The sequence below is a fragment of the Pedobacter sp. GW456-11-11-14-TSB4 genome, from assembly GCF_059424425.1.
The window spans coordinates 17,240-38,588 of record NZ_JBWKZK010000008.1; the positions used below are offsets into that span (position 1 = coordinate 17,240).

Sequence of the window (21,349 nt, forward strand, 5' to 3'; positions counted from 1 at the left end):
TTACAAAAGTTGAGTATTCACATAATCGAAACTTGATTTTACAGAACCCATTACATCTGGTTTGTAATTGGTTTCATGTTCAACAAAGTAATGCTTAACACCTGCTTGTTTAGCGCCTGTTAAAATATTTTTAAAGTCGATGCTTCCTTGTCCAACTTCCGCATTTAAAGCTTTGTTGGTTTTGTCCATATCTTTAACATGAAACATGGTAAAGCGTTTAGGATGAGCGTTAAATAAATCTAAAGGATTTACTCCTGATCTTACTGTCCAATATAGATCCAACTCAAAATCAACTAGTTTTTTATCGGTTTCTTTTAACAAGATGTCGAAACCAGTAGTGTCGCCATATTTTTTAAATTCAAAATCGTGGTTATGGTAAGCGAGTTTTAAACCAGAAGCTTTACATAAATTACCTGCTTCGTTAAGTTTAGCCGCAATCTTTTTATAATCGTCTGCAGTTTTTCTAACGTTTCCATCAAGCCAAGGCACAGTTACATAAGCACTACCCAAAATTTTAGCAGCATCAATATAAGTTTTTAGCACGTCGGTATTTTTTCCCGTCATGTATTCGCCCATTTCGAAATGTCCACTAGGAGAGCTCATACCATGTTGATCTAATAAAGCCTTAAATGCTCTTGCATCTAGACCCCAAAAACCATTTTTTGCAGAGTAGCTAAAGGTTTCAACTTCCTTATAGCCTATTGCAGCGACTTTAGAAATGATACTAGTTATATCATTCTTTATCACATCTCTTAAGCTATAAAGTTGTAAGCCGACAGCCTTTTTAGCCACCGGTGTACAAGCGAATGATGGAGCAACTGCAACTGCAGCTGCAAATAGACCAGATTGTTTGAGGAAAGTTCTTCTAGAGTTCATACTGCAAAATAGCAATTTTATTTATAATTCGGTTTGGGTTTCTGGTTCTTTATTATCGTCTTTAAAGAAAATTAAGAACAGTAAAACTACAACAGCAGCAATTGAAGCTGGAATTATCCAGATGTTATACCACATATGTCCACCATCTACAGCATATTTATCTACAACCATTCCAGAAATTATTGAGCCAATTAGCATACCTACACCATAAGTTGCCAATGTGATAAACCCTTGTGCAGCACTTTTAAACTTTTCGCCAGCAAGTCTGTCGGTATAAATTTGTCCAGTAACAAAAAAGAAGTCATAACAAATACCATGTAAAACTATACCTGCAATTAACATCCAATAATTACTATCAGCGTTGCCGAAGGCGAAGAATAAATATCTAACAACCCAAGCAATCATACCTATAGCTAGCATTTTCTTAACGCCTAGGCGAACAAAGAAAAGTGGCATTAATAACATGAATAGCGTTTCAGAAACCTGGCCCAATGACTGTATTCCTGCTGCAGATTTCATTCCTACCTCATTTAAAAAAGGATTAGTGAAATTGTAATAAAATGCCAATGGAACACAAATAGCTACAGAAGAAAGGAAAAATAATAGATATGATTTATTTTTTAGTAAACCAATGGCGTCTAAGCCAATGATTTCTCCAAAGCTAGTTTTTTCTCCTTTTTTAACAGGTGGTGTATTTGGTAAGATAAAGCTAAATAAACCTAAAATAATACAAGCAACTGATGCCATTTTAAACGTTAAAACTAAGTTTCCGTCCTGTTCCCAATTAAGCCATCCAATTACCAAGCCGGCTATAATCCAGCCTATTGTTCCAAATACTCTTATCGAAGGAAACTCTTTGCCTGGGTTATTCATTTGTTTAAACGAAATTGAATTAACCAATGCTAGAGTTGGCATATAAGCAATCATGTATCCTAAAATAAATGGGAAAAAGCTATCGAAATCTAATGATGTAGATGCAAACCACAAAAGTATTCCTCCTGTGAGATGTAAAAATCCTAAAACTTTTTGAGCAGAGAAAAATTTGTCGGCAATAAGGCCGATGATGAATGGAGCTATAATGGCACCTAGAGATTGTGTGCTGTAAGCTGAGCCAATTTGAACATCATTAGAAAGGAGATTTTTTCCAAGATAGGTGCCCATAGTTACAAACCATGCTCCCCAGATAAAAAATTCTAGGAACATCATAAAGGATAGTTTAACGCGGATAGTTGGGTTCATTTTATATTTGGTTTAAGGTATAAGAGAAAAGCAAAAAGACCAAAGATTTGGCCTTTTTGCTTTATACTTTATTGTTTTATTTTAATTCTTTAATCATTATGTTTCTAAACCAAACCTCATCGCCATGGTCTTGTAAACCAATTTTGCCAGATTTGTGTACGCCGAAACCATCCCATTTTGCAAATTTACTTCCTGCAATTAATGCTTTCCAGTTGTCATCCCACATGGTAGTTTTAACAACTTTAACGCCATTTAAAACTAAGGTTAAATTGCCATTATCACTAATAATTTCTGCTTTGTTCCATTCGCCTACTGGTTTTACAGGTTCGCTTTTGCTTTGAACCATATCATACAAATCACCAGCTCTGTGTTTAGTAATTTTACCATCTGGATGGCCATCATTATCAATAACCTGCATTTCTGGTCCAGTTAAATACGTTTGTCTGTATTTAGGATCTTCAAAAATATTAAAGATAATTCCGCTATTAGCCTTTGGAGCTACTTTCCATTCTAATTTTAAATGATAGTTTGAGTAAGCTTTATCAGTCACTAAATCGCCACCACCATCTTTACCTTTTTTGGTTGGGTTCATGTGTATGGCGCCATCAACAACTTCCCAAGCGCTACCCACAGTAGTTTTATTATAAGTATGCCATCCGGTCATAGTTTTTCCATCAAACAAAGGCACAAAACCTTTTTGTGCACTAGCAAATTGAGCTGCTGCGAAAATCATTAGTGCAGATAATATGTATTTTTTCATTATTTAATTTTAATAAGGATCTAAAATCTATCATCACTCTGTTTAAAAAGTTAATGATAGATTAATTTTTGTTAATTATATGCCTAAGCTATAACCATCGCGATATTTTCTTTTCACAAACTGATTAACGTCATCAAAATTGGTTACTTTCATTTGATCGTTATCCCAAAGTAATTTGGTATATCTGCCTGGATAGGTGTTTCTGCCATTTGCATCTTTACGTTGTACATCAGCTGCACGAATAGCCAAGTTGGCCATTAATAAAGCTTCTGTAAGCGGACCAGCAATTTCAAAAGGAGAACTTAATTCTTTTTTACCATGACCTGCAATTGCGGCTTCTACCCATTGTGCATAGTGACCAGCTTCTTGGTTGGTTACACGAGCAAATTTTTGTGCAACTTTTAGGTTTTCCATTCTGCTTAATGGTAAAAGTTTAGGGTTTCTTCCGTAAGTTTCAGAAGTCATTTTACCTTTTGTGCCGATAAATAATGTAGCGTTACCACCATCACCAAATTTTTCGTTCGGTGCTAACTCTTCTGGTCTCTCTGGCTGTATACCGCCATCCATCCAATGTACGGTTACATCACCTTTGGTTTTATTTGTTTTAGGGAATTTTAAAGTTACATGGCTTGATGGAGGGCAGCTATCTGGGAAATATCCACGTTTAAACTCATCAACATATACTGAGCCAACACTAGCTTGTACCTCTGTAGCATACTTTAAGTTTAATACGCTAAAAGGAGTTTCTAATAGGTGGCAACCCATATCTCCTAATGCACCTGTTCCGTAATCCCACCATCCACGCCAGTTAAAAGGCACTAATTTATCTACGTAATCTTTGTAAGGAGCAGTACCTAACCATAAATCCCAATCTAATTCTTTAGGAATATCTGCTTTGTTAGCAGACCATGGAATACCTTGTGGCCAAACCGGTCTGTCGGTAAATGCATAAATGGTGTGTACATCTCCAATTAAACCAGCATCATACCATTCTTTCATTTGGCGTGGACCATCATTTGAAGATCCTTGGTTACCCATTTGTGTTACTACTTTATATTTTTTAGCTGCTTCAGTTAATGCACGAGCTTCAAAAATATCATGAGTTAAAGGTTTTTGTACATATACGTGTTTACCTAACTGCATTGCAGCCATTGCTTGTACTGCGTGGTTATGATCTGGGGTAGAAACAGAAACAGCATCAAAATTTTTGTGCTCTTTTTCATACATTTCTCTCCAATCTTTATAGAATTTTGCTTTAGGATAAGCCTTTACACTTCCGGCGGCTCTACGCGTATCTACATCACATAAGAAACCAATATCTGCTTTACCACTTTCATAGAAAGCCTTGATATCACCACCACCTTTACCACCAACACCAACACCTGCCACAATTAGGCGATCACTTGGTGCTAAAAATCCTTTTCCGCCCAAAACATGGCGGGGTACAATAGTAAATGCAGCAGCAGCAACAGCGGTTGTTTTAAGAAAATTACGTCTGCTGTGGTCTGCGGTTTCCTTACTTAAGTTTTTCATCTAGTTTAATTTTAGGGTGAATTTATTTTTTTAACGAAAGAATATACTTAACCATTGATTTGGCATCGTCTTCGGTAATTTTTGGATGTGGCGTCATTGGTACAGCACCCCAAACACCTTTACCGCCTTTTATAATTTTGCTAGCTAATAATGCTATATTTTCATCATTTGATGGATATTTTTCAGCAATTTCTTTGTAGGCAGGGCCGATCAATTTGTTTTCTTTATGGTGGCAACCCACGCAATCAGATTTAACGATTAATAATTCTCCTGGCTCCATAGCTGATTTGCTTGGGGCTGGTGTTGTGGTTGCAGTTGTTGCAGATGTGCTTTCAGATGTATCACCAGAGCCACCACAAGCAGCTAAGAATAAGGCAATACTTCCTAAAAATAAAAATGTTCTTTTCATGTGTTATTTTGTGTTATATATTTTTCAGTTTTTTTAGATTCGGATTATAAACCTAAAATCGTTTTGTTAAAATCCGGGTTTCCGCCAGATGCGGCAAAATCATCAAAAGCTTTTGTGGTAACTGGGATAATGTGTTTCTTAATAAATTCTGCACCCTCACGAGCTCCGGTTTCTGAATCTTTAATACAGCATTCCCATTCCATAACTGCCCAGCCTTTATAATCGTATTGTGTTAATTTGCTAAAAATTCGTTTAAAATCTACTTGTCCGTCTCCTGGAGAACGATATCTGCCTGCACGGTTTGCCCAGCTTTGATAACCTCCAAATGTGCCTTGTTTACCTGTCGGATTAAATTCAGCATCCTTTACATGAAATGCTTTAATTCGCTCGTGGTAAAAATCGATATATTGAATGTAATCTAATTGCTGTAGTACAAAGTGTGATGGATCATATAATAAACAAGCTCTTGGATGATGATTAACTTTATCTAAGAACATTTCATAAGTTTCGCCATCAAATAAATCTTCGCCAGGATGTATTTCATAGCAAACATCAACACCACATTTGTCAAACTCATTTAAAATTGGTGTCCAACGTTTGGCTAATTCAGTAAAACCATCCTCTACTAATCCTTCTGGTCTTTGAGGCCAAGGATGAAAAGTATGCCATAACAGTGAACCGCTAAAAGTAGCATGTGCATTCAAGCCCAAATTTTGAGAAGCTTTAGCTGCATACATCATTTGTTGTACAGCCCATTCTGTTCTAGCTTTCGGATTACCTTTTACCTCATCGGCAGCAAATGCATCAAATAATGAATCATAAGCTGGGTTTACTGCTACCAACTGGCCTTGTAAATGGGTAGATAATTCTGTTATTGCCAAACCATAGGAAGCTACTTTTGCGGTAAGCTCATCTGCATAAGTTTTGCTTTCTGCAGCTAATTTTAGGTCGATAAATCTTTTATCAAGTGTTGGCATTTGTATGCCCTTAAAACCTAGGTTGGCTGCCCATTCGCAAATTCCATCTAAGGAATTGAATGGGGCCTCATCTCCAATAAATTGGGCTAAAAATACGGCTGGTCCTTGTATTGTTGTCATGATTATTAAACTTTAAAATCGAACCATTTCACATCAGATTTGCTAGAGGCTACTACGTTTTCTATAAACGCCATACCTCTTACACCTTCATCAGCACCTGGAAAATCTAACATTTCTTCACTTGGCGTTTCACCTATTTCCTTGGCAGCTATAGTTTGTGCAAAATTTTTGTAGATATTGGCAAACGCTTCTAAATATCCTTCTGGATGGCCTGAAGGTGTTCTAGTATTGTATTTTGCGATGTCAGAATTGTAGCCATTACCAGTTCTATAAACTTGCATTGGCTGATCGAGCCATTTTACCAATAATGTGTTTGGTTCCATTTGATGCCATTCTAAACCACCTTTTTCGCCGTAGACATAAATTTTGATGGCATTTTCTTCTCCGGCAGCAATCTGCGATGCGAAAAGAACACCGTTTGCTCCATTGTCGAATTTTAATAAAACGTTGCCATCATCATCTAATAATCTGTTTTCTACAACGATATTTAAATCGGCACAAATTTTTGTGATTTGTAAACCAGAAATGTATTCGGCCAAATGAGCGGCGTGTGTACCAACATCGGCCATACAACCGCTAATTCCACTTTTAGAAGGATCAGCTCGCCAAGCAGCTTGTTTATTATCAGCATCTGCTGGAAGACTTAGCCAACCTTGCGGATATTCTACCACAACTTTTCTGATTTTACCAAGAGCACCGTCTTTTACCATTTTTTTTGCCTGTTTAACCATCGGATAACCCGAGTAAGTATGGGTAAGGCAAATCATCAATCCTGTTTCTTCTGCTTTAGCCTTTAGTGCTTTGGCTTCTGCTAAGGTTAAGGTTATAGGTTTATCAATTAAAACATGAAAGCCATGTTCTAAAGCCAACATGGCTGGTTCAAAATGTAAATTATTAGGTGTTACAATACTTACAAAATGTATTCTTTCTGATGCGGGAAGTTTACTTTCTGTAGTTATCATCTCTGTATAACTAGTGTAAATTCTGTTTTCGGGAAGAAACAAGTCTTTACCAGATTCGATTGCATTTTCTGCATTGCTGCTAAAAGCGCCACAACTCAATTCAATTAATCCATCTAAACCTGCAGCCATGCGGTGTACGGCCCCAATAAAGGCTTTTTTGCCACCGCCAACCATTCCCATTCTTATTTTGTGCTTCATATCCCTCCTAAATCCCCCCGAAGGGAGGACTTTTGTATAGTTTATATTTTAAGCTCCACCTAGCCCCTCCTTTGGAAGGGGTAGGGGAGGAATTTATAGGTTTCCTTTTTTCAATTCGCTTACTGCAAAATCTGCCGCTCTTGCGGTTAATGCCATATAAGTTAACGATGGGTTTTGGCATGCTGCCGATGGCATACAGGCTCCATCAGTAACAAATACATTTTTAACTTCATGCATTTGGTTCCACTTATTTAAAACTGATGTTTTAGGATCATGACCCATTCTAGCCGTACCCATTTCGTGAATAGCCATGCCAGGTTCAGAGCCATTGTCAAAGGTTTTTACATCTTTAAGACCAGCTGCTTCAAGCATTTCAGCAGCATCATTCATCATGTCGACACGCATTTTAGCTTCATTCTCACCAAACTCACAATCAATTGCTAAAACATTTTGTCCCCATTTATCTTTTTTAGTCTTATCTATATATACATAGTTTTTATGGAATGGTAAAGTTTCACCGAAACCACCTAAGCCCATACTCCAAGCTCCTGGTGTGCTCATGATATCTTTAAAATCGCCACCAAAATCAAGCTCTGCAATTTCTTTATGCCAGCTGCCACGGTTTGCATTACCTTGGTAACCAAAGCCACGTAAGTAATCACGTTTATCGTTACCAATGTTTCTGTAACGAGGGATGTAAATTCCGTTGGCTCTTTTACCGTAAACGTATTTATCATCAAAACCTTCGGCTTTACCATTTGCTCCAGCACGGAAATGGTGATCCATTAAGTTATGGCCTAACTCACCGCTACCATTACCTAACCCGTTTGGATGCTCGGCAGAAGTAGAGTTCAGCAATAAAAAAGTAGTGCCTAATGTAGATCCATTAACGAAAACTATTTTAGCAAAATATTCGATATGCTCCATCGTCTCAGAATCGATAATTCTTACGCCTTTAGCTTTTTGAGTTTCTTTATCGTAAATAATTTCGTTTACTAAAGAAAACGGGCGCAAGGTTAAGTTTCCTGTTGCAACTGCGGCAGGTAATGTTGATGATTGCGTGCTAAAATAAGCACCGAAAGGACAACCTCTGCTACATAAGTTACGGTATTGGCAATTTCCTCTACCACCATGTTCAACCGTTAAATTAGCTACACGGCCCATGGTCATGATGCGGCTACGGTTGTATTTCTTTTCAATACGTTCTTTAACTGCTTTTTCTACCACATTCATTTGCATAGGTGGTAAATAGTGCCCGTCAGGAAAATGAGGGAAATTTTCATTCATCCCGCTGATGCCTACAAATTTCTCAGCATAATCATACCATGGAGAAATGTCTTTGTAACGAATAGGCCAATCAACACCATGTCCATCTTTTAAATTTTCTTCAAAATTTAAATCGCTTAAACGGTAACTTTGGCGGCCCCACATTAAAGATTTTCCACCTACGTGAAAACCACGATACCAATCAAATCTCTTAACTTCTGTATAAGGGCAATCTAAATCGTTAACCCAAAAGCTCTCGTTGTATTCTTGGTAAGGATAATCTCTTTTTTGAACGGGGTGTGTTCTTTTCTGTTCCTCAGTTAATTTACCACGGTGTTCAAACTCCCATGGCTTTTTCATAGCCGTGGTATAATCTTTTATATGTTCTATATTCCTACCACGTTCTAGTAATAGAACTTTTAAACCTTTTTCGGTTAATTCTTTTGCTGCCCAACCTCCACTAATTCCAGATCCTACAACTATAGCGTCGTAAGTATTTTGTGCGGTTGCTTTAGTATTTAAATTCATTATAAAATGAGATTAGATTTATGCGTAAACTCTTTGACCAGGTTTCATTTTCATATCGCCATCATAGCGGCCTGGGATTTCTACAAACTCGTAAGCTTGTGTGGAACCAACTTCAGATGTGAAAAACCCTAGTATGGTTAAATCTCTTGCAATTGCAAAAAATAAAGGTGGAGTTTTAGGTTTTTCTTTAACAGCCATTGGGTTTCCAGGTTTTTCTATTTCTGGTTTGATCTCTTTTGGAGTTTCGTTTGTAACCTTTTCGCCAGCTTTAGTTGCATCACTTTTATCTTTAGCATCTTTTTGGGCAGCTATGGTATCTTCACGTAGCTTAGTAACTAACGCAATGCGTTCTGGTACAGTAATCTCTAAAAATGATTTATTGTATTGTTTTTTTGCTTGTTTTTCAAGATCATCTATTCCTTTTACAAAAGCTTCTTGTGCATCTTGTGGATAACAATCTTTCATCATCATGGTAATAAAAGGACCAACATTTGCTGCCTTTGCTCCAGGAGATTTAGCTGTTGTTGGAATAATAATATCTGCCAGCTCAGTAACTATTTTCTGGTGATCTTCGGTAAATAAATTTTCACCATTTTTCCCAGGTTCGTTACAGCTATCAAATAATGTAGCAATTGTGGTAGCAGATAAAGCTCCACCAATTAAAAAGGCAACGCTCTTTACGGCTTCTCTTCTGTTCATATACTTTGGTTAGGTTTTGTGGCATTAAATTAAACAAAAAATCCATACATAAAGAAAAGCCCGCAAAATTTATGTGGTGTAAAAAATACACAAATGAAAAAACTGCGTTTAAAGCACAACTAAAAGGATTTAGTAATTGTAAAAATTAACTTACAAAATAAAAATTAGCCGCTAAAAATTATTGTTTACATCTATTAAAAGGTTAGTTGCATTTTTTTACCTTTGTGAAATATCCTTAATGTATGAGCGAAAAGATTTTAGTTTTAGGTTCTAATGGGCAGATAGGTACGGAGCTTGTTACTGCATTGCGTACTGCCTATGGCAATGATAATGTAGTGGCATGTGACATTAGAAGACCTGACTACGAAACAAAAAATGCGGGTCCGTTTGAATTTGTTAACGTATTAGATAAGGAGATTTTAAAAGAGATCTTCACGAAATATAAGCCAAGTCAAGTTTATCTGTTAGCAGCCTTATTATCTGCAACAGGAGAACAAAACCCTAAATTAGCTTGGGATTTAAACATGAACGGATTGCTAAATGTATTAGATTTAGCATTAGCTTTTAAAACGGCAAAGGTTTATTGGCCTAGTTCTATCGCTGTTTTTGGACCAAATTCTCCCAAAGTCAATACGCCACAATACTGCACTATGGACCCAAACACGGTTTATGGAATAAGCAAAATGGCTGGTGAACGCTGGTGCGAATATTATTATCAGAAGTATAATTTAGATGTTAGAAGTATCCGATATCCAGGGTTAATTAGTTGGAAAGCTGCACCAGGTGGAGGTACAACTGATTATGCGATTCATATTTTCCATGAAGCATTAAAAAAAGGAAGTTATGCTTCATTTTTGTCGGCAAATACAGAATTACCAATGATGTACATGGATGATGCCATTAGAGGCACAATTGAATTGATGGATGCACCATCAAATCAGATTTCAATTAGATCGAGCTATAACTTTGGTGGTGTTAGCTTTACGCCAGAAGTTTTAGCAGCAGAAATTCGCAAGCATATTCCAGATTTTAAATTATCTTACACCGAAAATGACCCTCGTCAGGATATAGCTGACAGTTGGCCAAGATCTATTGATGATAGTATGGCGAAAAATGATTGGGCTTGGAGGCCTGAATTTGATTTGGCGAGGATGACTAATGATATGTTAATGAATTTAAAGAAATAATAAAGGTTGAGGGATGGAAGTTTGAAGGCTCTAAGAGCTAAAGACAAAAGGTGATAGACCAAAAAAGAAATAAATCATAAAAAATAAAAGTAAGGAGTTGGAAAGTTAGAGACCTAATGTCTCGTATCTCACATCTCACATCTTAATACTATAACAATGGGAAGAGCATTCGAATTTAGAAAAGAAAGAAAATTTAAGCGTTGGGCTAAAATGGCCGTTCAGTTTACTCGTATCGGTAAAGATATTGTAATGGCGGTTAAAGAATCTGGACCTCATCCAGAAACAAACTCACGTTTACGTACAGCTATGCAAAATGCTAAAGCTGTAAATATGCCAAAAGATAGAGTAGAAGCTGCAATTAAACGTGCTTCGGATAAATCTATGGCTAATTACGAGGAAATTGTGTACGAAGGATATGCACCGCATGGCGTTGCCGTTTTAATTGAAACTGCAACAGATAATACAAACCGTACAGTTGCAAACGTGCGTAGCTATTTTAATAAAACCGATGGTTCTTTGGGTAAAACTGGCTCGTTAGATTTTGTTTTTAACCGTAAATCTATTTTTAGGTTTGTACCGGCTGAAGATTTGGATTTAGAAGAATTGGAATTTGAATTGATTGATGCAGGCTTGGAAGAATTATATGTAGAGGCCGATGAGGAAGGAAATGATATCGCTGTAGCACAAGGAACTTTTGAGAATTTTGGTCCGCTACAAAAAGCCTTAGAAGAAAAAGGTATTGAACTTAAGAGTTCTAAATTAGAGCGTATTGCTTTATCACATCATGAGGTTACGGAAGAGCAAGCACTAGATGTAATGAAGTTGATTGATAAACTAGAAGAGGATGATGACGTACAAGCCGTGTATCACAACATGGCAGAGTAATACCGTAAATTGTATAGGAACGCCTCGTAATTTAATTAATTACGAGGCTTTTTCGTTTAACAAACAGGTTTTGGTTCTTAAATTATAAAATCCGATTAGTCCAAGCAACCCGGTTATAGCTAAAGTATAGTCATCAATTGGGCAGCCAACAGGTAGATTATATTCAACAAGATAGCCAGGATAACTGCCGAAAATTCCTTGAATGGTACATGAGCCGCCGGTTGCAGTTACGCAATAAATTGAATTCGGATTATCTATGTTAGTTCCATACAAATTGTAATTAGTACCACTTACTAATGTTGTATACAACCTTGTGCCTGCTGTAGGTTGACCTAATATGGCGCCATTGGCTATACAACCAGTTGCAGCACTTGAAATTTTTATTACAAAGAATGTTAATATAAAAACGATAATTAATTTTTTATTGAACATCATCATAGCAATTATTAATAATTATGAAAATGAAATGCATAGCAAATTTTATCTTGCATTAGGCATTCTGATTCACAAGCTTTAATGATATTCTAATTCAAATTTTAAGCCCTGTTTTGATAAGTGGATAATTAACTATGAGATATGATTATTAGTTTAGACACAGTTATCGATTACTTTTAATTTGTATTTTATCTAAAGGATAATTTAAATTTAAAAAAGCTAGCGATTTTTAAGGACAATTGGAGATAGAAAAACTTTATTTTTAAATAAATATCTGATTTACAAGTGTATATAAATTTTCAATTAATAAATTTTGATTTTTTTAATATGTTTTTAGCATAAAAAAAATCCTTAAATTATCTATTTAAGGATTTGATAAATTTTAATAATACTGTTAAGCGGTTAAAATGGTTCTTTTTATTTACCTGATATTTACAAGAAAGTTAAAATAATCTTATGGGAAAATTTGAGAAATTATTTCTTTTTTTTGTGTGTGTATTTACGCGATAACTGTTGTTTATAGTTACAAAGTTAATTACTTCTTATGACTAAATAACCATGGCATTAATTCTGGTTCTGCAAAAGTAGCATCCCAGCTGTTATGGTTTGCTTTTGGATAAATGGTATACTTTGGTTCATTACCTAATCTTCGCAGCTCTCTAAATACGCTATAGGTTAATTGTGGATTTACCACATCATCTAAAGCGCCATGAAAGATCCAAAGTGGTACATTTTTATATTTTTTTGCATTTGCAGGATTATCGCCACCGCAAATTGAAAACGCTGCAGCGAATGTTTTTGGTTTACGCCTTAAAATTTCAAAAGTTCCCATTCCTCCCATAGATAATCCGCCAACATAAATTTGACTTTGCTCTACAAATGGTTTTTTGAAAAATTCATCGGTAAATTTTAAAACTAAATTCATTGATTTTGTAGCATCACCACCTTTTACGAAATTAAAAAAGCGTTTATTGCTTACCGTTTCAATCTCTACATTTGCCCAATAACTGTCTTCTGCACATTGTGGAAAGATAACAATTGAAGGGTGGTTTTTACGATAGTTATCAGATAAAAAAAGCTTTCCGCCATTTGCCAATTGCTTCTGGTTGTCGTTACCACTCTCTCCTCTGCCATGCAAAAATAAAACAACCGGATATTTTTTATTGGCATCGAAGTTTTCAGGATACAAAATCCTGTATTTTAAAGTATCGCTACCAAGTACAAAACTTTGTCTTTCGTATTTGTTTAAATCTTGCGCAAAAGCAGACGACACTAATAAGCAAAGCGTAACTATAATGGATATTTTTTTCATTGTTTAATATTAAGCTATAAAAAACCCTTTTAGGGGTTTGGGGTTTATTTAACCAATTTAAAATCTACTTCTTTTACATCTCTAACATTTGAACCAACAAAAGCTTTAAAATCTCCAGCTTCGGCAACAAATTTTAAATCGCTATTGTAAAACTTCAAGTCTTCTTCTGCTATGCTAAAAGTAACAACTTTGCTTTCGCCAGGTTGAAGCATAATTTTTTGAAATCCTTTAAGTTCTTTAACTGGTCTAGTACTTGTGCCAACCAGATCACGAGTGTACAATTGAACAATCTCTTCGCCAGCCAATTTACCTGTGTTGGTAATGGTTACGTAAGCAGTTAATTTTTGTCCAGGTTTTAAAGTATTGCTGCTTAATTTAAAGTTGCTATAATCGAATGTAGTATAACTTAAACCATATCCAAATGGGTACAAAGGTTCGTTGCTTACATCTAGATAGTTAGAACGGAAACGGAAAAACCATTTCTCATCTGCCAAAGGACGACCAGTGTTTTTGTGGCTATAATACAAAGGCACCTGACCAACGTTTTGAGGGAAAGTAACAGTCAGTTTTCCAGAAGGATTAGCATCACCGAACAAAACATCGCCAATTGCTTTTGCTGCTTCATTACCACCAAACCAAACATTTAAAATAGCAGGTACATTTTCACTTTCCCATTTTAAAGTCATTGGGCGACCAGCAAATAATACCAACACAACAGGCTTACCAGTTTTAAGTAATGCAGCCAATAATTTTTTCTGAGTTTCTGGTATGCCTATGTCAGTTCTGCTAGAACTTTCACCACTCATTTCAGAGGCTTCGCCTAATGCTGCAACTATTACATCAGCTTTGTTAGCAGTTTTGACCGCTTCTTCAATAATATCTTCTTCAGGTCTGTTATCTCTTGGAATATCTCTACCATGAGCAGTAGCCCATGTTTGTTGGTTGGCATCAGCTATTAGATTCGAGCCTAAAGCATGAACAATTTTAACATCTTTACCAGCAACTTCTGTTAAACCTTGCAGAAGCGTTTGTACTTTAGACATATCAGCATTTACGCTCCATGTCCCAGGCATATTGCTAGCAGTATTTGCTAATGGGCCAATTAGAGCAACTGTTCCTTTTCTTTTAAGGGGTAAGGTTTGGTTGTCATTCTTTAATAATACAAAAGTTTTAGCTGCGGTTTCTCTCGCAAATTTTAAGTTTTCAGGAGTTAAGATTTCATTCTTAGCACGTTCTTCGCTGCAATATTTAAAAGGATCATCAAACAAACCTAACTTGTATTTAGCTTCTAAAATTAATCGACAAGCATTGTCTATTTGTGCGATGGCTACTTTTCCTTCTTTAACAGATTGCTTTAAGGTTGTTAAATAGCCTTCGCTCACCATATCCATATCTGTACCGGCTTTAAGAGACAATGCAGAAACAGTTTTTAAATCTCCTAAACCATGGTTTACCAATTCGCTAACACCCGTATAATCTGAAGCAACAAATCCTTTGAAGCCCCATTGTTTGCGTAATACATCAGTTAATAACCATTTGTTTGCAGTAGCTGGCACACCATTAATATCATTAAAAGAAACCATAATACTACCTGCACCAGCATCTAAAGCAGCTTTGTATGGAGGTAAATATTCATTGTACATTCTGTCTAAACTCATATCGGTAGTGTTATAATCTCTACCAGCTTCAGATGCTCCGTATAATGCAAAGTGCTTTACACAAGCCATTAATGTGTTGTTTGCAGCTAAATCGTTTCCTTGATAACCTCTTACCATAACTTTAGCTATTTGAGAACCTAGGTAAGTGTCTTCACCGCTGCCTTCGGCAATTCTTCCCCAACGAGCATCACGGGCAATATCAACCATAGGTGAGAAAGTCCAGTTTAAACCATCAGCACTTGCTTCTTGAGCAGCAACACGGGCAGTTTTTTCTATTAAAGGTAGATCCCAGCTTGCGGCTAAAGCTAAAGGAATTGGAAATGTAGTTTTGTAACCATGAATCACATCCTGACCAAAAATCAAAGGAATTTTGAGCCTGCTTTTCATTGCAATTTCTTGTGTTTTGCGAATTTTAGTTGGTGTTGTCATACTAAAAATACCACCCACATTTCCTTTTTCAATTTTCGATTCGATAGCTGTACTCACCGCAGATCCTGTGTTTGCCTCGCCACCTGTCACTAAATTTAACTGCCCAATTTTTTCATCAATTGTCATTTTAGACATTAAATTGTTAATGAAAGTATTCATTTTTTGCTGAGTAGGATTAACAGATTTTTTCTGTTGGGCAAAACCAGCGTTAATTGTAAATGCGGCTATTACGAGTAGGAAGTTGATTTTTTTCATGTATGCTTATATTATTCTTTATTCTAAATTATTTTTGATAAGTGAAACCTAGTTTTGTTAGTCCTTGTTGGATTTCTGGAGCGCTCATAAATAAGTTCCAAAGCAAACCAGTTCTACCGTTTTCAATCATTACAACAATTGGCCCTTGGTCTATGCCAATGTAACGTTTAGGGTACCAGTTATCCGTTTCGCTATAGGCATCGTAAAAACCAAATTCTCCCCAAACTTTATCTCCCATATTTTCATACAAATGTCTAATCATTTGCATACTTTCTTTCGGTGCGTAAGGATAAGAAGAAAGTGCTGCCGTTGGACTAATTACACCTTTGTCTTCCGCTGCTGATGGCATGTGAGCAGCATAACCTTTTACTGAATAACTTGCCGTTAAGCCCCAAGAGTTAGCTCCATATCCTTTAAATCCTTTTGGGTTGGCAATTGCATAATCATAATTAATTAAAGTATGACTTTTGTTTTCTTCCCAATAATCTGCATACTTATCCTTTAATCCCTTTGGATTTAATCCTAAATAAGAATAGTGAGCCCAAAAAAGTGGTCCTACATTTTGCCCAACAACATTATGTTTTAACTTAACAGGATGACCATACATTGAAAAATTGGTATTAATTGCCCCACTTTTTGCCCAACCTTGATGATAAACCTCTGCGGGTACACCATGGGTTGGAGAGCATGCTGCCATGATGTAAGTAATTAAACATTCGTTATAACCTGTAATAGCAAAATTCATTTTCCAGCCCGTATTTGGCGACCAGTGCCAATACAAAACATTCTGATTATTTTGGCGGAAAAAGTTCCATTCAATTCCTTTCCAAAGCTCATCCGCTTTGCGAGCTAATTCTTTTTCTTCTGCATTGCCATTTGCATAATACTGACGTACACAAACCAAAGCCTGTGCCAAAAAAGAAGTTTCTACTAAATCGCCAGCATCGTCATTTTTACCAAATGCTTTAGCTTTACCAGAGGGATGCATCCAATGAGCCCAAACACCATGAAAACGATCAGCCTTTGCTAAAAAATCTAAACCTTTTTTGAGGTGATCATAGCCTTGCTTTTTAGTAATGAACTTACGTTCTATGGCAACAATGGTTCCCATTATACCAAAACCACTAGCACCAGTAGCAATAATATCTTTATCGTTTGATGGATAAATGTTGTCGCTATGATAACGCTCTCTCGAAAGTCCAGAAATAGGCTCTGCACCTTCATAAAAATATTTATAGGTTTGTTTTTGAACTAAGGTTAAAAGTTGATCATCAGTTAATTTTTTTGAAGATGCTACATTTGTTTTTTGGGTGCCGCAACTGCTCAGAATAACGAAAAGGAGAATTGTATATAAAAATTTCATTTGTGTGTTGTGTTATAGGTTTGGGCTGGTGAAGCCTAAATTTTTCATTCCGGTTTTAACTTCAGGAGCGCTCATAAATAAGTTCCATAAAAGTTTACTACGGTGATTTTCTATCATGATGATGATTGGACCTTGATCAATTGCTAGATGTGAGCTAGCGAACCAAGGATCATTCAATGCAAAAGCATCAACAAAACCATATTCTTTCCAAATTTTATCACCTAATTTATAGTAAAAGAATTTTAGTGCTTGCATTGATTCTGTTGGTGTATATGGGAAAGAAGATAATGCTGCAGTTGGTGATATCACACCTCTATCGTTGTTTGGAGAATTTGCACCATATCCATTCGGGATATCGCTTGCTGTTAGGCCCCAACAGTTAGGTCCATAACCTACATTTTTTGCTGGGTTAGCTACACAATAGTTATAATTAATTAAAGTGTGTGCTTTAGTTTGTGTTTCATAATTGGCATAAGCATCAACCAATCCATTGGGATTGATACCTAGAAATGAATAATGTTCTAAAAACAGTGGGCCGCCATTTGCTGTTCCGAGAGGTAGTTGTACGCCGTAGTAGGTGTTTCCATTTCTCATAGCTCCGTTTCTAGCCCAGCCATTATCATATACTGATTTTGGAATGGAAGAAGTAGGAGAGGAAGCTGCCATCACGTAAGTGATTAGACATTCATTCCATCCCTGTACGGGTAAGTTCATTTCCCAAGCATTTGTAGGGCTCCAATGCCAATATAAAGTGTTGCCATTGTCTTTTCTAAACCAAGCCCATTCAACACCATTGTAAATTGAATTAATATCAGCTCTTAAAGTTGTTTCTGCTACATCGTTGCTGCTAAAATATTGTCTGGCAGTAATTAATCCCGACATTAAAAAAGAGGTTTCTACTAAATCTGCACCATTATCTTTAGCACTAAAAGGAAGTGTTGCTCCTGTATTTCCATCCATCCAATGTGAGTAAGCACCATGATGTCTGGTTGCCTTGTTTTTTAAAAAGTCTACTATTTTTTGCAGACGAGCTAAACCTTCAGCTTTGGTAATAAAACCACGATGTATACCTGTGATAATTGCCATCACACCAAAACCAGAGCCACCGGAAGTTACCGTATTGCCAGAAGTATTTCTTTCTCTAGCCATTCCGCTAGCGGGATGAGCAAAATCCCAAAAGTATTTAAATGTTTGTTTTTGAACGAGTGTTAAAAGTTCATCATCGGTTATGCGAGGAAATTTATCGGTGTCGTTTAATCCACTAATTAGATTAATGTTAACAGGGTTGATTAATTTTCCGCCAGTTGATGATTTTAAATTATTATTGATAGCAAGTGTATAACTTGTAAATGAGTTCAGGTCTAGTTGTGGAGTAATGATTAAAGTTTTATCTCCATTTTGAAAAGTTGAAGTGAGCGCAATGTTATTGCCATTAGGGTCGGTAAAGGCAATTCCACTAGCAACAGTTGAGGGGTTAATGGCCTCAGTAAAATTAAATTTGATAATGGGTTTTAAATTTAAGCCCGAATATTTGAGTGTGCCGTTATTGGCATCGTTTACAGTAAAGGATAATGATGTGTCGGTAGATTTGGGTGCTTCTGTTGCACTTTTTTTACATGCAACTGCAAAAAAAAAGGAGAGGGCTATTGAAAATATGGTAAAGGTTCTGCAGCTCATTTTCATAAGTGTTTTGTTTTTCAAAGCTAAATAGGGTGATGAAGAAAAGAAAGCACAGTGTCACAAGGACACTGTGCTTAAGATTTATTTGCCTGCTAAACCAAGGTTATAAAGGGCTTTAATATTTGCATCAGGTAAATCGATGTTGTAAACTCTCAACTCATCAATTTTACCAGTCATTGCTGCGAAACTAACGTCTGTACTTACTGTTTTACCAGGAATAGTATTGTAGTTACCGCCGATAATAATTTCTCCTGGCTCGTAAGCTTTAAATAAATTATTGCCTGTACCTCTGCTTGGGAATGCACCAGCTTTAACACCGTTGATCCAAATATTGAAAAAACCTGTGGTACCGTTATAAGTAAGCAAAAGGTGGATCCATTTATTTTGAGCTAAAGTAGGCGTAATGTATGGTACATAATTTGGCATGCCTGGGCTATCTCTTTGCGTATTGATATTATCTTGAGTACCACCACCGATAGTTGTAAAAGTTGGTTGTACCTTAAGATTGTTTAAATCTGTAGCTGGATACGACTGGGTATTTAAAGCGAAGTTAATGCTTCCATTAAAAATGCCTGGTCTAGCCAATTGAAAAATCATGGTACGTTTAGAGCCATTGTTAAAAACTTGAACCCACTCACTAATGGTAAAACTTTTTAATGCATCTGTTTTAAACGCGTTTAATTGTGTGCCAAAATAAAGGTAACCACCAGTTAAAGAAAGCGCTTGACCTCTAACGCCACCAGCAACTAAAGCATCATTAGCAGTTGAAGTTGGAGTAGTATTACTTTTGGTTTCGTTTTTATTTGCATCAAAGTTCCAATAAGCTACCAAGTTATTTGGATAAATCTCATCAGAGCTATTGTAGCCATCAATTTTACCTTCGTATGCAGAGGCAGATACTTCTGGTAGGTTGTTAGGATTACCATCTTTTTTACAAGAGGATAATACCGTAGCTGTTAGTGAAAGAGCCACAACACAGCTATTAATATATAATTTTGATAATTTCATTTTCTTGTTGAATTAAAGATTAATATCCAGGGTTTTGTGTTAATACACCTTTACTTAAATCAATTTGTTGTTGAGGGATAGGTAAAAGATTATCTCTAGAGGCAACAAAATTTGTTTTACCAGCATCTTGCATTACTTGCTGAGAAATTCCCCAACGTACAATATCGTAGAAACGCTCGTGTTCCATAGCTAATTCAACCCTTCTTTCTTGACGAATAGCAGTACGTAATGTAGCCTGATCTGTTGTAGTTAAATCTGGCAAAGTACCAGCTGGTGCGCCAATTCTGGCTCTAGCTCTAACGCTATTAACCGCAGCTAATGCATTATTTATGTTAGTTGTGCCACCTAATTCATTAGCAGCTTCAGCATACATTAAAACAACATCAGCATAACGAAGAATTCTAACATTCATCCACCAGCTTCCGCGAGTATTATATCTAGCTATATAGGTTGGGCTAGCTAAAACCTTATGATTATATTTCGGATTTGGAACTTCTGTTGGGAATAAAGGAGCTGTTTGTCCGTAGTAAGTTTGGCGTGGTGCGCCAGCTTGGCTACAATATAAGATGGTTCTGTTTTTACGAGGGTCATTCGGTTCATAAGCAGCTTCTAACTGAGCACTTGGCATATTCCAGCCCCATCCTCTGTTCCATTCTACTGTATTACCTCTTGTACCTTGTATGTTGGCATATTGAATACCATTTGCTGTAGGAACTTGCGCACTTGCTGTACCTTGAATTTCGAATACAGACTCTTTGCTATTTTCACCAGCCTCTGTAAAAATTACACCATAGTTTACAGATAAATCATACTGACCAGAAGTCATTACTAAATTAGCTGTAGACATTGCTAAAGCCCATTTTTGTTGATATAAATATACTTTGGCTAAAATACCATTCGCAGCTCCTCTTGTAGATCTTCCTGAAAATTTACTTTCCCAGCTAATTGGTAAATTAGCTGCTGCAAATTTCAAGTCTTCTTCAATAAAAGCATAAATTTCTGCTGCGCTGCTTTGTGGAACATTGGCAGTTACGGCTAAAGTCTTATCAATCTTTGGTACTCTACCATAAGTTCTTACCAAAACGAAATAAGAATAAGCACGTAAAAATTTAGCCTCAGCTTCAGCCTGTAATTTAGCTTCTGGGGTAGCAATAATTAAGGTATTGTTTTGTACATTATCAAGGATATCGTTACACCTAATGATCATTGTGTAATACTCAGTCCATAATGTGTTTGCTCTACTACTATTTACAAGCACAGGAAAGTTATCCATGCTGATAACATCGGCACCGCCATCAGTTGGGGTACTGCCTTTGTCTGCATCATCACTTCTAATACTTGAAGCCACCATAAAGCCATCAGATACATAATTGTAAGCTCTTAAAGCATCATATGCTGAGAATAAAAAAGTATCGTAAGGTGTTCCTCCTTGTGGATATGGATAATTCTCCGTAGAATATTCTCCCTGTCTTTCCGTATCCAAAAAGCTTTTACATCCAGAGTTGATAGAAATTAAGCTTGCCGCTGTAATTGCGATACAAACATTTTTTTTATTAAATATTTTCATTTT

General features: G+C 36.4%; 18 protein-coding genes. 2 read left to right on the forward strand and 16 right to left on the reverse strand.

The features are described 5' to 3' along the window. The 9 genes from AC07XU_RS17730 to AC07XU_RS17770 form a co-directional block, all read right to left on the reverse strand. Nucleotides 1–876 (reverse strand): TIM barrel protein, encoded by an 876-nt coding sequence (locus AC07XU_RS17730; RefSeq protein WP_494944969.1) that lies wholly within the window; start codon nt 874–876, stop codon nt 1–3. A gap of 21 nt (nt 877–897) precedes the next feature. Then, the gene (locus tag AC07XU_RS17735; RefSeq protein ID WP_494944970.1) at nt 898–2,115 is read right to left on the reverse strand and encodes a nucleoside permease; all 1,218 of its coding nucleotides are present in this window, start codon (nt 2,113–2,115) and stop codon (nt 898–900) included. 76 nt (nt 2,116–2,191) lie between these two features. Further along, nucleotides 2,192–2,875, reverse strand: coding sequence for a 3-keto-disaccharide hydrolase (locus tag AC07XU_RS17740; RefSeq protein WP_494944971.1), 684 nt, complete (start codon nt 2,873–2,875; stop codon nt 2,192–2,194). Between the two features lie 75 nt (nt 2,876–2,950). Beyond that, the gene (locus tag AC07XU_RS17745; protein WP_494944972.1) at nt 2,951–4,408 is read right to left on the reverse strand and encodes a Gfo/Idh/MocA family protein; all 1,458 of its coding nucleotides are present in this window, start codon (nt 4,406–4,408) and stop codon (nt 2,951–2,953) included. A gap of 22 nt (nt 4,409–4,430) precedes the next feature. After that, entirely contained in the window at nt 4,431–4,817 is a 387-nt protein-coding gene (locus AC07XU_RS17750) for a c-type cytochrome (protein WP_494944973.1), read from the reverse strand. 44 nt (nt 4,818–4,861) lie between these two features. Next, entirely contained in the window at nt 4,862–5,914 is a 1,053-nt protein-coding gene (locus AC07XU_RS17755) for a sugar phosphate isomerase/epimerase family protein (protein ID WP_494944974.1), read from the reverse strand. Between the two features lie 5 nt (nt 5,915–5,919). After that, on the reverse strand, nt 5,920–7,074 hold the full coding sequence (locus AC07XU_RS17760) for a Gfo/Idh/MocA family protein (RefSeq protein WP_494944975.1): 1,155 nt from the start codon (nt 7,072–7,074) through the stop codon (nt 5,920–5,922). 93 nt (nt 7,075–7,167) lie between these two features. Beyond that, the gene (locus AC07XU_RS17765; RefSeq protein ID WP_494944976.1) at nt 7,168–8,868 is read right to left on the reverse strand and encodes a GMC oxidoreductase; all 1,701 of its coding nucleotides are present in this window, start codon (nt 8,866–8,868) and stop codon (nt 7,168–7,170) included. Nucleotides 8,869–8,886: 18 nt separating this feature from the next. Beyond that, nucleotides 8,887–9,567: a gluconate 2-dehydrogenase subunit 3 family protein gene (locus AC07XU_RS17770; protein ID WP_494944977.1), complete on the reverse strand. Its 681-nt coding sequence runs from the start codon at nt 9,565–9,567 to the stop codon at nt 8,887–8,889. 242 nt (nt 9,568–9,809) lie between these two features. On the opposite strand from AC07XU_RS17770, the gene AC07XU_RS17775 reads away from it, so the two are divergent. Together AC07XU_RS17775 and AC07XU_RS17780 are read left to right on the forward strand one after the other, a co-directional pair. Next, complete coding sequence (locus AC07XU_RS17775) at nt 9,810–10,754, forward strand: NAD-dependent epimerase/dehydratase family protein (RefSeq protein ID WP_494944978.1); 945 nt, start codon at nt 9,810–9,812, stop codon at nt 10,752–10,754. A gap of 156 nt (nt 10,755–10,910) precedes the next feature. Next, nucleotides 10,911–11,639, forward strand: coding sequence for a YebC/PmpR family DNA-binding transcriptional regulator (locus AC07XU_RS17780; RefSeq protein ID WP_494944979.1), 729 nt, complete (start codon nt 10,911–10,913; stop codon nt 11,637–11,639). A gap of 39 nt (nt 11,640–11,678) precedes the next feature. Here AC07XU_RS17780 and AC07XU_RS17785 read toward each other — a convergent pair whose 3' ends face one another. The 7 genes from AC07XU_RS17785 to AC07XU_RS17815 form a co-directional block, all read right to left on the reverse strand. Continuing rightward, complete coding sequence (locus AC07XU_RS17785; RefSeq protein ID WP_494944980.1) at nt 11,679–12,074, reverse strand: hypothetical protein; 396 nt, start codon at nt 12,072–12,074, stop codon at nt 11,679–11,681. 535 nt (nt 12,075–12,609) lie between these two features. Further along, nucleotides 12,610–13,386, reverse strand: a complete 777-nt coding sequence (locus AC07XU_RS17790) for a carboxylesterase family protein (protein ID WP_494944981.1) — start codon at nt 13,384–13,386, stop codon at nt 12,610–12,612. Nucleotides 13,387–13,430: 44 nt separating this feature from the next. Further along, on the reverse strand, nt 13,431–15,728 hold the full coding sequence (bglX, locus tag AC07XU_RS17795; RefSeq protein ID WP_494944982.1) for a beta-glucosidase BglX: 2,298 nt from the start codon (nt 15,726–15,728) through the stop codon (nt 13,431–13,433). Between the two features lie 28 nt (nt 15,729–15,756). Continuing rightward, nucleotides 15,757–17,091 (reverse strand): glucoamylase family protein, encoded by a 1,335-nt coding sequence (locus AC07XU_RS17800; protein ID WP_494944983.1) that lies wholly within the window; start codon nt 17,089–17,091, stop codon nt 15,757–15,759. Nucleotides 17,092–17,103: 12 nt separating this feature from the next. Next, nucleotides 17,104–18,774 carry a glucoamylase family protein gene (locus AC07XU_RS17805; protein ID WP_494944984.1) on the reverse strand — a complete coding sequence of 557 codons (1,671 nt, stop codon included), beginning with the start codon at nt 18,772–18,774 and terminating at the stop codon, nt 17,104–17,106. Between the two features lie 78 nt (nt 18,775–18,852). Beyond that, a complete protein-coding gene (locus tag AC07XU_RS17810; RefSeq protein WP_494944985.1) occupies nt 18,853–19,779 on the reverse strand; it encodes a LamG-like jellyroll fold domain-containing protein in 927 nt (308 codons plus the stop codon). Between the two features lie 19 nt (nt 19,780–19,798). After that, a complete protein-coding gene (locus tag AC07XU_RS17815) occupies nt 19,799–21,346 on the reverse strand; it encodes a RagB/SusD family nutrient uptake outer membrane protein (RefSeq protein WP_494944986.1) in 1,548 nt (515 codons plus the stop codon). Nucleotides 21,347–21,349: the final 3 nt, after the last annotated feature.